General features: G+C 54.5%; 14 protein-coding genes and 1 tRNA gene. 10 read left to right on the forward strand and 5 right to left on the reverse strand.

The genetic code is table 11. The features are described from left to right. Nucleotides 1–22 precede the first annotated feature (22 nt). Together NQF89_RS00250 and NQF89_RS00255 are read left to right on the forward strand one after the other, a co-directional pair. Nucleotides 23–2,887 carry a DNA translocase FtsK gene (locus NQF89_RS00250; protein WP_407652333.1) on the forward strand — a complete coding sequence of 955 codons (2,865 nt, stop codon included), beginning with the start codon at nt 23–25 and terminating at the stop codon, nt 2,885–2,887. A 3-nt stretch (nt 2,888–2,890) separates the two neighbouring features. Beyond that, on the forward strand, nt 2,891–3,607 hold the full coding sequence (locus NQF89_RS00255; protein WP_155572705.1) for an RluA family pseudouridine synthase: 717 nt from the start codon (nt 2,891–2,893) through the stop codon (nt 3,605–3,607). 5 nt (nt 3,608–3,612) lie between these two features. On the opposite strand, the gene ubiM is transcribed toward NQF89_RS00255, so the two are convergent. Together ubiM and NQF89_RS00265 are read right to left on the reverse strand one after the other, a co-directional pair. Then, a complete protein-coding gene (ubiM, locus tag NQF89_RS00260; RefSeq protein ID WP_266137227.1) occupies nt 3,613–4,821 on the reverse strand; it encodes a 5-demethoxyubiquinol-8 5-hydroxylase UbiM in 1,209 nt (402 codons plus the stop codon). 10 nt (nt 4,822–4,831) lie between these two features. After that, nucleotides 4,832–5,449: a nitroreductase family protein gene (locus NQF89_RS00265; protein ID WP_099026399.1), complete on the reverse strand. Its 618-nt coding sequence runs from the start codon at nt 5,447–5,449 to the stop codon at nt 4,832–4,834. Nucleotides 5,450–5,559: 110 nt separating this feature from the next. Here NQF89_RS00265 and hisB point away from each other — a divergent pair, with 110 nt between their 5' ends. The 7 genes from hisB (at nt 5,560) to NQF89_RS00300 (ending at nt 10,095) form a co-directional block, all read left to right on the forward strand. After that, nucleotides 5,560–6,162: an imidazoleglycerol-phosphate dehydratase HisB gene (gene hisB / locus NQF89_RS00270; RefSeq protein WP_266137228.1), complete on the forward strand. Its 603-nt coding sequence runs from the start codon at nt 5,560–5,562 to the stop codon at nt 6,160–6,162. 88 nt (nt 6,163–6,250) lie between these two features. Then, entirely contained in the window at nt 6,251–6,895 is a 645-nt protein-coding gene (gene hisH, locus NQF89_RS00275; RefSeq protein ID WP_155572702.1) for an imidazole glycerol phosphate synthase subunit HisH, read from the forward strand. A 7-nt stretch (nt 6,896–6,902) separates the two neighbouring features. Further along, nucleotides 6,903–8,273: a 1-(5-phosphoribosyl)-5-[(5-phosphoribosylamino)methylideneamino]imidazole-4-carboxamide isomerase gene (gene hisA / locus NQF89_RS00280; protein ID WP_266137229.1), complete on the forward strand. Its 1,371-nt coding sequence runs from the start codon at nt 6,903–6,905 to the stop codon at nt 8,271–8,273. Next, nucleotides 8,267–9,028, forward strand: a complete 762-nt coding sequence (gene hisF, locus NQF89_RS00285; protein ID WP_266137230.1) for an imidazole glycerol phosphate synthase subunit HisF — start codon at nt 8,267–8,269, stop codon at nt 9,026–9,028. Before hisA ends, hisF begins: the two co-directional genes overlap by 7 nt. Nucleotides 9,029–9,046: 18 nt before the next feature. Next, nucleotides 9,047–9,406 carry a phosphoribosyl-ATP diphosphatase gene (locus tag NQF89_RS00290; protein WP_155572699.1) on the forward strand — a complete coding sequence of 120 codons (360 nt, stop codon included), beginning with the start codon at nt 9,047–9,049 and terminating at the stop codon, nt 9,404–9,406. A gap of 94 nt (nt 9,407–9,500) precedes the next feature. Next, nucleotides 9,501–9,884 carry an HIT domain-containing protein gene (locus NQF89_RS00295; protein ID WP_155572698.1) on the forward strand — a complete coding sequence of 128 codons (384 nt, stop codon included), beginning with the start codon at nt 9,501–9,503 and terminating at the stop codon, nt 9,882–9,884. A gap of 135 nt (nt 9,885–10,019) precedes the next feature. Further along, nucleotides 10,020–10,095, forward strand: a tRNA-Glu gene (locus NQF89_RS00300). Between the two features lie 164 nt (nt 10,096–10,259). Here NQF89_RS00300 and NQF89_RS00305 read toward each other — a convergent pair. From NQF89_RS00305 to NQF89_RS00315, 3 genes are all read right to left on the reverse strand, one after another. After that, nucleotides 10,260–10,736, reverse strand: coding sequence for a thiamine pyrophosphate-dependent enzyme (locus NQF89_RS00305; protein WP_266137231.1), 477 nt, complete (start codon nt 10,734–10,736; stop codon nt 10,260–10,262). 15 nt (nt 10,737–10,751) lie between these two features. Then, nucleotides 10,752–11,588: a hypothetical protein gene (locus NQF89_RS00310; RefSeq protein WP_266137232.1), complete on the reverse strand. Its 837-nt coding sequence runs from the start codon at nt 11,586–11,588 to the stop codon at nt 10,752–10,754. Between the two features lie 84 nt (nt 11,589–11,672). Continuing rightward, nucleotides 11,673–11,837, reverse strand: coding sequence for a thiamine pyrophosphate-binding protein (locus NQF89_RS00315; protein WP_155572695.1), 165 nt, complete (start codon nt 11,835–11,837; stop codon nt 11,673–11,675). 16 nt (nt 11,838–11,853) lie between these two features. Here NQF89_RS00315 and NQF89_RS00320 point away from each other — a divergent pair, with 16 nt between their 5' ends. Then, the gene (locus NQF89_RS00320) at nt 11,854–12,783 is read left to right on the forward strand and encodes a LysR family transcriptional regulator (RefSeq protein ID WP_266137233.1); all 930 of its coding nucleotides are present in this window, start codon (nt 11,854–11,856) and stop codon (nt 12,781–12,783) included. Nucleotides 12,784–12,792 lie beyond the last annotated feature (9 nt).

Below are 12,792 nucleotides of genomic sequence, written 5' to 3' on the forward strand. Positions count from 1 at the left end.
GCCTGCCAGAGGATACGCCCCTGTGCTTTCTCGCTTTCGTTTATCTCCTAAGCTGCGCTCTTTGCTGCCATCCTCTTTACGGGGAAGCAATGGCACGATTGAGCCGCCCCTAGGGGGTATGATAGCAGATGATGAGGAGATTCCTGCATGGCATGAATCTCCCCTCTCGCGCATCCTCTCCGCGCGGATGATGGAGGTACTGGGCGTTATTTTACTTGCTATGGCTCTTGCCATTGCTGCTTCGCTCTTTAGCTTTAACCCGCATGACCCCTCCTTCAACACCGCAACGGGAACGGAGCCAACCAATTTACTCGGCCGTTTTGGCGCGACGATTGCCGATGCTCTTACCCAGCTCCTAGGGCTTTCTGGCATCCTACCAGTACTCATCCTACTAGCATGGACATGGCAGCTCTTACGTTACCACCATTTAGGCCTGCCTCTTTTACGACTAGTTGGGGCAATCATCTTCCTCCCCACAGCCGCGATGATGATTGGTCTACTCCAACTCACCTTGCCCGGTTGTGATGTCCCATGGCCGACAAGTAGCGGATTAGGAGGGGAGAGCGGTGTCTTCTTTGCCCGCAAGCTCCTCGCCCTAACCACGCAGGAAACAGGCAGCATGGGGGGGATTGTGGCTGCCTTCCTCACTCTGATTCTGCTCGCTATTCTATGCCCTTTAACTATGGGGTTAAGTGGGCGAGAGTGGCGGTCCCTTGGCAAGGGGATGAGTGCTATCATCATGATACCGCTTCATGCCTTATTACGCACACGCAAACCAGTAGAAGACACCACGCCAGAGACGGCCTATCCCTCCACAATGGGAGGGCCTGTCCGCTATAACCGCCCCGTGCCCGGCAATGGGCCTCGTCCATCTGGTTTTATTATACGTAATCTTAACCGCCAAGCAGAGGCTCTACCCCCGCATAATGTCGCTCCGTGGCAAAAGCCGCTCTCAACCCAACCACAACACCCCCCTGCGCCCCCCCCTGCACCACAGACTGAGGCAGACCCCACGCCCGATGCAGCAGAGGCCGACAACCCCTATGCGCGAATGCTTGCCCATATTCGCCATGACCCCGGCCGAACCCAACAAGCCCAAAAGCTGCATGAGGCCCATGAGCTAGAGGATATTACGCATCATGTAACGATGCCGCCTCATCCTACACAGCCTGTAGCAACAGCTTTTGCCTCTGTGCCAGACAGTCATAAAGCAGCGGAACCCCTTATAACCCCCACCGCCCCCCTTGCTGGCCATGCTTCACCCTCATTCAACGGGCCGGTTCCTGTACCATTGCAGCCCTCTGCGGCCCCTCATGCCCCTATAACGGGTATGACGGCACCCTCAACATGGCTTCCTCCTGCTGTCAGCCTCCTCAACCCATTGCCAGACCATAATGAGACTGGGCCTTCTGACGAAGCCTTACAAGCTAATGCGCAAATGCTGGAAAAGGTGCTTGATGATTATGGCGTACAAGGGACCATCACAGATTACCGCGCCGGGCCTGTTGTCACGCTTTATGAGCTAGAGCCAGCCCCCGGCATACGCTCCTCCCGCGTGATTGGCTTAGCCGATGATATTGCCCGCACGCTTGCGGTATTGAGCGTCCGCATTGCCACCGTACCGGGGCGTAATGTCATTGGGATAGAAGTCCCCAACGCTACGCGTGAGACGGTCTATTTCCCCGAACTTCTTCTCTCCTCCGCCTGGAAGGAGCATCGCGGTAAACTACCCCTCGCTTTAGGGAAAGATATTGCTGGGGAGCCTATTTTTGCAGACCTCGCCCGGATGCCTCATCTCCTTGTGGCTGGGACGACAGGCTCTGGTAAATCGGTGGGGATTAATGCGATGATCCTCTCACTACTTTACCGGCTAAGCCCAGAGCATTGCCGCCTCATCCTCATTGACCCGAAAATCCTAGAGCTTTCCATCTATGAGGGTATCCCTCATTTGATGACCCCAGTTGTAACGGAGCCGCCTAAAGCCGTCAGTGCCCTCAAATGGGCTGTGCAAGAAATGGACCGCCGCTATCGGCTTATGGCGGACCACGGGGTGCGTAATATCAGCAGCTATAATGACCGCATCCGTCATCTTAAAGCGACAGGGGAAACCCCAACACGGCGCATCCAAACCGGCTATGACCCAGAGACGGGCCATCCCGTTTTTGATGAGCATCGCCTCCCCCTTGAGCATCTGCCTTATATCGTCATCGTCATTGATGAAATGGCCGATTTGATGATGGTTGCCGGTAAAGAGATTGAAGCCTCCGTCCTCCGACTGGCCCAAAAGGCCCGTGCGGCGGGTGTGCATGTCATCATGGCAACACAACGGCCCTCTGTTGATGTCATCACAGGGACGATTAAAGCGAACTTCCCAACGCGTATTTCTTTCCAAGTTACCAATAAATATGACAGCCGAACCATCCTAGGTGAACAAGGGGCAGAGCAGCTCCTCGGCCGTGGGGATATGCTCTTTATGCAAGGCGGTGCGCGTATTACCCGCGTGCATGGGCCGTTCATCAGCGATGAAGAGGTTGAAGCTGTGGTGGCGGACCTTCGCTCCAAAGGAGCACCCGTTTATAATACGGAAGTCCTCGCTGACGAGACGGATGAGGAAGAGCAAGCCCCCAGCAAGGGGAATCGCGCTACGGATGATGACCAAGACGCCGCCCTTTATGAGCAGGCCACGGAGCTTGTCATCCGCGCGCAACGGGCCTCCACGAGCTTTGTCCAACGCCATCTCCGCATTGGGTATAATCGCGCCGCTAATATCATCGACCAAATGGAGCGCGAAGGCATCATCAGTGCTGCAAACCATGTGGGCAAACGTGATGTCCTCGCAAGCAAGGAGTCTCTCACCGCTGGTTATGATGATGAGGATGATGCCTAACCTATGGCTCCTCCTCCCCTTTTCCGCCCCGGATTCGCCTTACCCCTCTTATGGGAGGACCGGCATTTTATCGTCATCAATAAGCCCGCAGGTCTAGCCGTCCACCCCGGGCCGCAAACGCGCGATAGTGTGGAGAGCCGCCTCACACCGCAAAAACGTGGAGGGCCATGGCTCGTCCATCGTTTAGATACTGATACAGCGGGCTGTTTGCTGGTAGCCCTCCGCAAAACGGCTTTAATTGCTGCACAAAAGGCCTTTGCCACCCATCAAACCACCAAACATTATTGGGCGTTAGTCTCTGGCAAACCAACAGAGCCAACAGGTAGCCTCACCACCGCTATAAAGCGCGTCTCCTCCCCTCAACAAGGTTGGAAGATGGTTTGTGAAGCCCCCCATGAGGGCACAAAGGCTGCGGCACTTGCTCGTACATCATGGCGGGTTTTAGCCCATGATGGCAGCACAAGCCTGCTTGAACTCACCCTCCATACAGGCAAAACACATCAAGCACGGGTGCATTGTGCCGCATTAGGGACACCTATTATAGGCGACCACCTTTATGGTCGAGCAGAGGCCACCGCACCCCTCGCCTTACTAGCACGCTCCTTAGATGTACCACTCCCGCTAGAGGATGGCACGGCTCATACAGCCCCTCATCGCCGCATCCATGCCATAGCGCATCATGAGCAGATGGACGCTTTCTTGCAGAATTATAAGCTCTAATCCCCCTATATAGGGTCCATAAGCATCCGCGTTACGGCCCGCTTAAAGGGGGTGAGACGGTTAGCCAGCATCAACCCCGCCCGGCGCGCGAGAGGAAAAGGCCCATCATCACGCGTATAGGCCACAGCAATCGCGTTTGTTGCGGTAAAGAGCGGGAAGGTCGCCCGGCGATGCCGTTGCTCAAACCGCCGCAACGCTGCTGCCTCACCCGGGTCACCAGAGCCTGCGCTCAACTCCTGCACCAAACATTCTTGCCCGCGAATCCCAAAATTGAAGCCATGAGCGGTAATAGGGTGCATCCCCACAGCGGCATCACCAATCAAAGCCACACGCGGCCCGTGGAAACGGTGCGCATAAACCGCTTTAAGGGGGTAGGTGATGCGGTCACTCACAACACGCAAAAGGCCGAGCCGCTCATCCGTACGTTGGGTGATTTCTGCGTTAAACGCCTCATCCGCTGCGCTGCGGAGGCGGGCAATCTCATCGGGCGGAAGGGTCAAGACCAGAGAGGACACATCCCCCATCCCGCCATCTGATGCAACAGGCAGCAAAGCGATGGTTTGCTTCTCAGAGAACCATTGCAAGGCGGTATTGTCATGCGGTGTGAGATGTCGCATCCGGCAGACAAGAATGCTCATGCCAAAATCATGCACGATAGCCCCAATCCCGGCCATCTCGCGCACGGCTGAGAACCGCCCATCCGCTCCCACTAAAAGCCGCGCTTGTATAGTACCCCCGCTAGCAAGCTGAATATGTGCGGCCTCACGCGTGGTGTGATAGCCCGCTACGCGCTCCTGACAACAAAGCGTAATGCCCGCTGTGCGCCGTACAACATGATAAAGCGCACGGCGAATCAAATGATTAGCCACAAGATAGCCCAGCGGCTCACCCTCTGGGGTTGCTTCAGATTGTTGAGGGGCATGGAAGATTAAGGGTGGGCCACCAAGGCTGCCACTCTCCACCCGTGCAACATCTAGGGGACAAATTGCCTCAGCAGGAATCTCCTCCCACACACCATATTGCTTCAACCAATGAACGGTATGATGAGTGAGGGCGATTTCACGCCCATCAAAGGCAGGGGACGCCAGCACTGTATGAGGGGCAGGCTCCACCACATGCACGGCCCAGCCCTCCCGCGCGAAGGATAAAGCTGCGGCTAAACCCGCAGGGCCACCGCCTGCAACAACAACATCGCTCATTACAGTCTGCTGCATCACGCTCACCTTAATGCGACTCCTCATCCGCCCGGAATGTAACAGGATGTTCCGCCTCCCATATCGCCATATAATCAGCAATATCAGGCCGTTTATGAAGCTTGCCGGGTTTTTCTGGCGTACCGACTAATAAGAAACCTGCCAGACGATGCGGCTTCTTCAACCCTAAGTGACGGAGTAAGGGGCGGTCCTCACAAAAAGCCCCGCTAATCCATACCCCACCAAAGCCCTCCATATGCAAGGCATTCAGCACATTCATAGCCCCAGCCGCCACGGCCATTTCTTGCTCTATGACGGGGACTTTATGTTTGGGGCGTATATGCATCCCAAGGGCAATAATCATGGGGGTTTCGCTAAAACGCGTGCGGCGTTTCTCACGCTTTTTCTCTGGCGCATCAGGCTCTTGCCGGGCTACAGCCTCCACCACATGCGCAGCAAAAGCGGGCCGTTCCGCCCCGGTGATGACAATATAACGCCACGGGCATAAATGGCCGTGGTCAGGCGCGCAAAGACCTGCGGATAAAATACGCATCAACACATCGCCTTCTGGGGCAGGTGCGATAAGGTCCCCCGTGGAGGACCGCCCCAATAGCGCAGAGAGAGGCGAATCAGATATAGCCTGTGTCATGATATTAACCCTCTCCATCGTCATAAGAATATCAGATACAAAACACTCTCCCCCAGACGAGCGCGATAAGCAAGTTTGGATTACGCCCGAAACTGGTATAATTAGGACGCATGACAACACAGACACCCCGCACCGCTACGCTGAATCGCCAAACAAACGAGACAGACATCGCCCTCTCACTCTCCCTCGATGGAGAAGGGAAAAGCACCATCCAGACTGGGATTGGCTTTTTTGACCATATGTTAGAGGCCCTTGCCCGTCATGGTGGGTTAGACCTTGAGGTGCGCGTCAAAGGGGACCTGCATATTGATGACCATCACACCATTGAGGATGTCGGCATCACCTTAGGGGAGGCCATTTATCGTGCCCTTGGCGATAAACGAGGAATCGAACGTTTTGGCTTTGCCCTCGTCCCGCTTGATGAAGCCTTGTGCGAAGCGGTGGTCGATATTTCTGGCCGGCCCTTCCTTGCGTGGAACATCACCTTCCCCCGCGAGATAATTGGCACAATGGCAACCGAAATGGTGGAGGAGTTCTTCCGCGCCCTCTGTATGGCAGCGCGCATTACCGTCCATATGAATGGCCGTGCAGGGACTAATGCCCACCATATTGCCGAGAGTGCCTTTAAAGCTTTTGCCCGTGCCCTCCGCATGGCCTTAGCCCGTGACCCGCGCAGTGCAGGGCGCATCCCCTCCACAAAAGGTGTATTATAAAAAAACCTTATATAATTTTTGCTTGCTTTACCGCCCTCACATGCCTGAAAGAAAAGCAAGTGTCTCGTAGGCTGAGGGGGAAATGTTCATGCGCGTTGTCGTAATCGACTATAATGGCGGCAATCTGGCCTCCGCTGCACAAGCTGCCCGCCGCGCCGCAGCTCTGCGAGGGATTAAGGCCGATATCCTCATCAGCCGTGAGGAAGCGGACATCCTCAGCGCGGACCGGCTCATCCTACCTGGGCAAGGGGCGTTTGCAAATTGCGCTCATGGGCTGGATACTGGCAATCTCCGCCCCTTATTGGAGAAAGCCACAGCGGAAGGCACACCCTTTTTGGGCATTTGTGTGGGGATGCAGCTCATGGCTCGCTATGGGCTAGAACATGGCCGTACAGAAGGCCTAGGCTGGATTGATGGGCATATCGCCCCTATGGATGAGAGCGCAAAAGCGGGATTGCAGCTCCCTCATATGGGGTGGAACACCCTTAGCTTCACCCCCGGTGCCCACCCCCTGACAGAAGGGTTGCAGCCGGGGGAGCATGGCTATTTTGTCCATTCCTACGCTCTAAAAGAAGCCCATGAGGATGAGGTCATCGCCACAGCGGATTACGGCATGACTATACCTGCCATCGTAGCGAAGGGGAATCGCTGTGGTACGCAATTCCATGTTGAGAAAAGCCAAGAGGTTGGGCTGACCATTCTTGGTAATTTCCTCCTCTGGCAGGCTAGGTGATATCACTATGCCCTTATTTGACCCACCCGCCCAATATAAGGCGGAACGTCTGCATGATACGATTGAGGAAGACGACCTAGAAAGCCTCATAGAAAGCACAACAGCCGCTATTCTCAATGAAGGTGTTTTTAATTGGCATACCCCGCCAGAGGCAGGGGTGTTACGCCGTTTCTTCCAAGGGTTGCTCCTCGTCCCAGAGCGAGACCTGTTCATCGTCCGTGCCCCAGATAACAGCATTTGCGGGGCCGCCATTTTAGCCCATGCTACAGCACGCTCCGAGCTTTACGGAGCTAGTGCAACCATCACCGCCTTTTTCATCGTTCCCTATGAGCGCAATAAAGGGCTAGGAACGCTACTCCTGCATAAGGTCATCGCCTGCGCACGCGCTGGTGGGGCGCATGTGCTGGATTGTCGCGTGCGGGAAACTCTACCCGATGCTATTGCCCTACTTACATCATTGGGCTTCACCCATTGGGGCACGCACCCCTATTTTGCACGAATCGGAGACCGGACAGTGCGCGGATTATTCTTCTCCAAACTTCTGGTCCCAGAAGGCGGCACAATCCAATGGCAAGTAGCAGGAGGAGCCACAACTATGCCTCATCACACGCCACAGGCCCCTACACCTACCTCTACAGGGCTAACCCTCTATCCTGCGATTGACCTCAAAAGCGGGGCGTGTGTACGCCTACGCCAAGGTGAGATGAATGATGCCACCCATTATTCAGATGACCCGCCAGCACAAGCCAAACTTTTTGAGGCCGCTGGCTGCCGCCACCTCCATATTGTGGATTTAGATGGTGCTTTTGCTGGTCGCTCCGCCAATATAGATGCCGTTGAAGGCATTATCGCCAATACCTCCCTCCCCGTACAGCTTGGTGGAGGATTGCGCGATATGAAAACAATCGAACGCTGGTTAGAGGCCGGTGTGAGCCGGGTTATTCTTGGCTCGGTTGCCGTTAAAGACCCGGACCTCGTCCGCCAAGCAGCCCGCGCATGGCCCGGCCGTATTGTCGCGGGGATTGATGCCCGCCAAGGCCGTGTTGCTACAGAAGGCTGGGCAGAAGTCTCCGAACTCACCACGACAGACCTCGCCCGCCATATGGAGGATGCCGGGGTTGCGGCTATCATCTTCACCGAGATTACTCGTGATGGCATGTTAGAAGGGCTTGATATTGAGCAAACAGCGGCCTTAGCGCGACATGTTTCCATCCCTATCATCGCCAGTGGCGGGGTTGGCACGTTAGAGCATCTCCACGCCTTACGCCGTGCTGCTGAAGAAACACCGGGCATTACGGGGGTGATTGTTGGACGCGCCCTTTATGATGGACGCCTCTCCCTCCCAGAGGCCCTACAGGTGTTGGAGGGGACATGCTAAAGCTACGCGTCATCCCCTGCCTTGATGTTTGTGATGGCCGTGTTGTCAAAGGGGTTAATTTTGTCTCCCTCCGTGATGCTGGCGACCCTGTCGAGCAAGCACGCCTTTATGATGCTGCTGGGGCAGATGAGCTAACCTTTTTAGACATCACGGCAAGCTCTGATAACCGTGAAACCATCTTTGATGTTGTCAAGCGCACAGCCGCCGAAGTCCAGCTTCCCCTTACAGTTGGGGGCGGGGTGCGAAGCTGTGGGGATATGCGGAAGCTCCTCCTCAGCGGGGCTGATAAATGCGCTATTAATTCCGCTGCGATTCGTACGCCCCATTTCATCAATGAAGCAGCCGAACGCTTTGGCAGCCAATGCGTTGTTGTCGCTATCGATGCCCGTAGCAATAGCCGGGGTGGTTGGGAGGTTTATGCCAAAGGTGGGCGCGAGCCTACAGGGTTAGATGCCCTCACTTGGGCTGAACAAATGGCAGAGCGTGGGGCGGGGGAAATCCTCCTTACCAGTATGGATCGTGACGGCACACGCTCTGGCTTTGATTTAGACCTCCTCCGCGCTGTGTGCCAGCGTGTCTCCATCCCCGTTATTGCCTCTGGCGGGGTAGGGGAACTTACTCATTTTGTCGAAGGGGCGCAGGCTGGTGCGAGTGGACTTCTCGCCGCGAGTGTGTTCCACTTCGGTCAATTTAAAATTAACGAGATCAAGCAAGCCTTACACAAGGCGCATCTGCCAGTACGACTTGGCCGCTAACGGCTTGGGAGAATCATCATGTCTAAAGAGAAGAAACAAGCCGCACTCACCCGCAATGATATATTAGAGCGGCTCTACCATACCGTTATGGACCGGAAGGATGCCTCCCCCTCTGTAAGCCATTCGGCCCGTCTCATGGCCCGTGGACGGAGCAAAATTGCCCAAAAATTTGGGGAAGAAGCCGTTGAATGTGTCATCGAAGCCATTGGCGGTACGCGTGAGAGCCTCATTAGTGAGAGTGCGGATGTGCTCTACCACCTCATTGTAATGTGGGTTGATGCTGGCGTTGCCCCTGCCGATGTTTGGGCCGAGCTAGAACGCCGCGAAGGGACAAGTGGGATTGCGGAAAAAGCCTCCCGCCCGAAAGAGACCTTCTAAAAAGCAAGGCATGGGTGGGTTGCCCCCCTTCCCCCCTTGACTTACCCCCTCCCTCCTCCCCAATCATATGAGGAGGAAAAGAAGGATCCATCTTATGCCGATACCCAACCCTGCTTACGATAATAACAACGTCTTCGCCAAAATCTTGCGTGGGGAAATCCCAGCCGAGCGCGTCTGCGATAGCAAACATTCCTTTGCTTTTTATGACATCTCTCCCGCAACGCCGATCCACATCCTTGTTGTCCCCCGTGGGGCCTATACCGACCTGCACGACTTCACTTCCCGCGCGAGTGATGAGGAGATTCTCGATTTCTGGAAGTTGGTAGATAAAATCACAGCCGAGCAATCCCTCATCCCCAGCGGCTTCCGCCTCATCAGCAATTCTGGCCCTGATAGTGGGCAGGAAGTACCGCATTTTCATGTTCATTTGCTTGGCGGGCAAAAACTTGGCCCCATCCTCTGCCCTCCTAAAAACTAACTTTTACATATAAACTGTTGCGAGAAGCTCCCTCATGGGGGCTTTTTGCTTATTATCTGCAATGGTTTTGTAAAAAAATCTCCTCCCCCTCTTGCGCTCCTGCCCTATCCCCTTTAGAGAGAACCCACGCCTTTAGTCCCGTTCGTCTAGAGGCCTAGGACACCGCCCTCTCACGGCGGCAACACGGGTTCGAATCCCGTACGGGACGCCAGTCGCTTTATCATCTTCCTTAAAAACTAAATCATCTCATAATAATGGCATTCGCTGGTGATAGCGTTTATACCCGCTTAGTATATGTCACAAGCCCTATAAAAAGGGCCTCTCCCTTTCATAAGGAGAGGCCCAGCTTGGCCAGCTTAGAAGGACTTTACTGCCTTACTGCTTCTTCCCCATAGCTTCTGCCATCATAGGGGCATCATAACGGGGGGCTATAACCTCTAGGTAGGCCCCTTGCCCCGGTGTTACTGCTGCAAGAGCCTGTCGCAAAGCCTTGGGCGTGCTGACACGTTCGCAATGCCAATCTTTCCCACCAAAGGCACGGGCTAGAGCGGTATAATCCCAGCTGGCAACATCGTTATAATAACGCTCCCCATCATCACAGAGCAGACGCTCAATCAGATAGCCACCATTATTAAGCACCAAAATGAGGGGGTGGCAGCCAAAGCGGGCAAACTCACCAACAGCTTGTACTGTAAGCTGATGAGACCCCTCCCCTGTCAACAAGATAACCCGTTTATGCGGGGCTGCCATAGCCATACCAAAAGCAGCGGGTGTGGCCCAACCAATGGCCCCCCATAAACTTTGCTCCTCATAGCGTACACCCTCTGGTAAGCGGATAAACCCCATACCCATGCTATGGTCCCGGTTTCACTCACCACAATATCCCCCGCCCGGAGATGGATGATCCTTCACAGCGGAATATAGCGTGTGAGTCCGAATAGCCCCATCATCGCCTTCATCAGCCTGCTGGGGGGCAAGTTCCGTCCCCAAATAACCCGGCCCCGTATAGGCAGGCAGGGTCCCCGCTAACGCGGCAAGAGCTTCCATAACCTCTACCAAGGCGACTGCATAAACCGCACCATCACCAAAGCGCACCTCATGCGGCATGACACTAATAACACGCTCCGGATTCAAGGTCTGCGTGAATGTCCCGGTGTTAAAATCCGTCATCTCGGCACCCAATGTGAGGACAAGATCCGCTTGCTCCACAAAATGAGCAACAGCCTCCTGGACGAGATGCCCGCTATACATCCCTATAAAACCGGCATCCTGCTCATCCACCACGCCTTTATCCATATACATCGTAGCGTAATAAGGCAGGCCGGAGCGTTTTAAAAACTGTTGCATGGCCTCTTGGCAACCAAAACGAGCGGTAAGAATACCCGGTAAAACACATGGCGTTTTGCTCTGCTCAAGCTGCGCAATAATACGCTTGGCAACATACTCGGCTTGTACCTTGTTCGGCTGGGAGCGAGAGGGTTTATGACCCTCCACCACGACCACTTCATTATGAGCTGCATCGGAAGGAATACCGATACAAATAGGCCGCCACTCTTTATACAATGCAGCAAGGACGCGCTCCACCTCCTGCACGCAATTCTGACCATCTAAAATCGTCTGAGCGCACACAATATGAGCCCCTGCATCATAAAACGCCATGAACTGACCATTGTCTAACGTATGATGCACGAGCCTGTTTTTCATCTATCACAGCGCGTTCGGGAAGCCCAACCAGATGGATAACCGATAGATACTCCGCATATGCCCCGGCAACGCCGTTAATGGCACTTAACTCCCCAACACTGTACCTTGGTTAAGGGCGGCAATCCCCCGCACACGCGCATAACCATCAGCAGCATAAGCGGCATTCAACTCGTTAGAGCATCCAACCCAGCGCATATCTTTCCGCGCGGTAATGGCATCATTAATCGGGAAGGCATAATCACCCGGCACCCCAAAGACATGCTCGATGCCTTACCCCCAACTCACCCTCCGTGAGCTTCATTATTTCATGGTCGTGGCCACGCAGGGCAATTTCAGCCACGCAAGTGATATGCTGCATATCAGCCAGCCCTCCCTCAGCATGGGCATCCGCTCTTTAGAGAATAAATTAGATGTGCGCCTTTTTGACCGGACACATAAAGCCATCACCCTTACCGACAAAGGCAAGACCTTTTTCCTCCATGCAGAACGTCTCTTAGAGGCAGAACAGAATCTTCAACGGGCTATGGCTGATGAATCCGGCCCCTTAAAAGGGACTGTCCATTTAGCCCTCCCGCCTATCCTTGGGGCTATCTATTTCCGCCCTATCATCCGGCAATTTTGCAGCTTATACTCAGAGGTCGTGCTCACGATTGAGGAATACTCTTCCGACAGGATCGTAACACAGCTTCTAGGTCATCATACCAATATCGCTGCACTCATAGAGCCTATCCATAATAAGCAATTACACACCATCGCTTTTGCAGAGGAGGAGCTATGCTTGCTCATGGCGGACACACACCCGCTTGCAGGCCGGGCTATATGTTCCTTCACCGATATTTTGGAGGAAAAATTTGTCCTCATGAATGAGGATTTCAAAATTAACCAATTTATCTCAGAAGCCTTTGCCTCTCACGGGGTCACACCGCAGGTTACGGGGCGGACAAGCGATACATCGCTCTTACTAACCGTAGTGCAGGCGGGTGTTGGCATCACTATCCTTCCCGCTGCTTTTCATAATCCTATCCAACATGACGGGCTTTATTGCTGCCCCTTACAAGACCCTACCCTCCGCATCACTATCTCACTCGCTATCCGCCGTAATAGCCCCTTAAATAAAGCTGAGGAGACATGGCTACAACACAGCCTTAATAATCAGTCCTACCAGCCTCCCTCATCGCCCTCACCGCAGCCATAAAGGGAGGTC

The organism is Bombella pollinis, from assembly GCF_026385485.1.
Classification (GTDB): Bacteria; Pseudomonadota; Alphaproteobacteria; order Acetobacterales; family Acetobacteraceae; genus Bombella; species Bombella pollinis.

Coding starts and splice junctions, on each gene's coding strand:
- hisH (WP_155572702.1), top strand. CDS start 6,251: ATGCGCGTTGTCGTAATCGACTATAATGGCGGCAATCTGGCCTCCGCT.
- NQF89_RS00295 (WP_155572698.1), top strand. CDS start 9,501: ATGCCGATACCCAACCCTGCTTACGATAATAACAACGTCTTCGCCAAA.
- NQF89_RS00290 (WP_155572699.1), top strand. CDS start 9,047: ATGTCTAAAGAGAAGAAACAAGCCGCACTCACCCGCAATGATATATTA.
- hisA (WP_266137229.1), top strand. CDS start 6,903: ATGCCCTTATTTGACCCACCCGCCCAATATAAGGCGGAACGTCTGCAT.
- NQF89_RS00310 (WP_266137232.1), bottom strand. CDS start 11,588: ATGAAAAACAGGCTCGTGCATCATACGTTAGACAATGGTCAGTTCATG.
- ubiM (WP_266137227.1), bottom strand. CDS start 4,821: ATGCAGCAGACTGTAATGAGCGATGTTGTTGTTGCAGGCGGTGGCCCT.
- NQF89_RS00255 (WP_155572705.1), top strand. CDS start 2,891: ATGGCTCCTCCTCCCCTTTTCCGCCCCGGATTCGCCTTACCCCTCTTA.
- NQF89_RS00305 (WP_266137231.1), bottom strand. CDS start 10,736: ATGGGTATGGGGTTTATCCGCTTACCAGAGGGTGTACGCTATGAGGAG.
- hisF (WP_266137230.1), top strand. CDS start 8,267: ATGCTAAAGCTACGCGTCATCCCCTGCCTTGATGTTTGTGATGGCCGT.
- NQF89_RS00265 (WP_099026399.1), bottom strand. CDS start 5,449: ATGACACAGGCTATATCTGATTCGCCTCTCTCTGCGCTATTGGGGCGG.
- hisB (WP_266137228.1), top strand. CDS start 5,560: ATGACAACACAGACACCCCGCACCGCTACGCTGAATCGCCAAACAAAC.
- NQF89_RS00320 (WP_266137233.1), top strand. CDS start 11,854: ATGCCTTACCCCCAACTCACCCTCCGTGAGCTTCATTATTTCATGGTC.